A 1459-nucleotide genomic window follows, 5' to 3' on the forward strand; every position below is an offset into this window, starting at 1 on the left:
GGGGCCGGGCCGTCACCGTCTGGCTCCTGGAGCAGGCCGCGCTGTGCCGGGCACACCGCTCTGGAGATGCCGGCCCTGGTGACGGCCCTGGCCCAGCGGGGCGTGCCGGACCCCGACCGTGCGGTGCAGGACAGCATCGCGGAGGGTGAGGCGCTGGTCTTTCAGGACGCCCTGGAGGAGACCGGTGCTCCGCCCCCGGCCAGGGCGATGGGCGCCGAGGACGCTGAGGAGGACGAAGGGGACGAGGCACGCCCGGTCCGCCTCCTGGTCGGCCTCGAGCGGTACGCGCTCGCGGAGGAGAGCCTCGCCGACGGTCTGGCCCGGCTGGTCAACTCGGCGCCCAAGCAGGACGGTTCGGCTGTGGAGTGGGAGCGGGCCGCGGCCTCGACCCAGGGGTCGGCGGGTGAGCTGATCCGCGCGGTCGCCGCTCATGGTCTGGTCCTGCACACCGGTGGCGCGGCCTCGCTGGCCGAGCCCGCGGCCCTGCTGACCGCCGCACACTCCCTCGGCCTGCGCGTCTGGGCCGCCGCGCACGGCCCGATCGGCCGCACCCGCTTCGCCGCCCTGTTGCCCCGCTCGGGGACGGCCGAAGCCGCGCCGGGCACCCCGTCCGCCGACGCCGCCTCCCCCGCCGCCCCCGTCTGCACCGTCGCCGGGCTGCTCGCCGGGTCCGAGGGGCCGGGGCGGGACGCCGACGGGGCGCTGGATCTGGATCTGCTCGTCGTGCTCGACGCACCGCAGCTGGACGTCGAGACGGCGGCACTGCTGACGGAGTCGCTGCCGGACGGGGCACGGCTGGTGCTGGCCGGGGATCCGGCGGTGCTCTGGTCCGTGGGTCCGGGCCGGGTGTTCGCCGATCTGCTCGCGGCCCGGATCTGCCCTCAGGTCTCCTCGCGGCGGCCTGATCCGGGGCCGCTGGGCGAGTTGGTCTCCGGCATCGGCATCGGCGAGCTGAACCAGGTCGAGGCCCCGGGCAAGGAGGTCGTGATCGTGCCGGTGCGGGACGCCGGTGAGGCCGTGCACCGGACGGTGCAGCTCGTCGCGGACTCGGTGCCGCGGGCGATCGGCGTACCGGCCGAGGAGACACAGGTGATCACACCGGGGCACGGCGGTGCCGTCGGCACCCGTGCGCTCAACGCGGCGTTGAAGGAGCGGCTCAACCCGGGCCCGGGCCGCTTCGCCGGCTTCGACCCCGGCGACCGGGTCGTCCACTCCCCCGCTCCCGGGCGGGTGCTGCCGGGCACGGTGGTGAAGGCGGATGCCGAGGGGCTGCACCTGTCGTGCGAGGGCGAGGCCGTCGTCGTGCCCAAGGAGCGGGTGGAGCAGTCCGTGCGGCACGGGTGGGCGCTGACCGCGCACCAGGCCGTGGGGAGCCGGTGGCCCGCGGTGGTCGTGGTCCTGCCCGGCGATGCCGCGCAGGCCCTCAGCCGGGCCGTGGTGTACACGGCGTTCGGGCGGG

At 76.4% G+C, this 1459-nt stretch carries 1 pseudogene; it reads left to right on the plus strand.

Annotation, left to right across the window (positions count from 1 at the left end):
• A pseudogene (locus tag SSQG_RS07620) lies at window positions 1-1459 on the plus strand (DNA helicase RecD); the annotation flags it as partial.

The organism is Streptomyces viridochromogenes DSM 40736 (assembly GCF_000158955.1).
Lineage (GTDB): Bacteria > Actinomycetota > Actinomycetes > Streptomycetales > Streptomycetaceae > Streptomyces > Streptomyces venetus.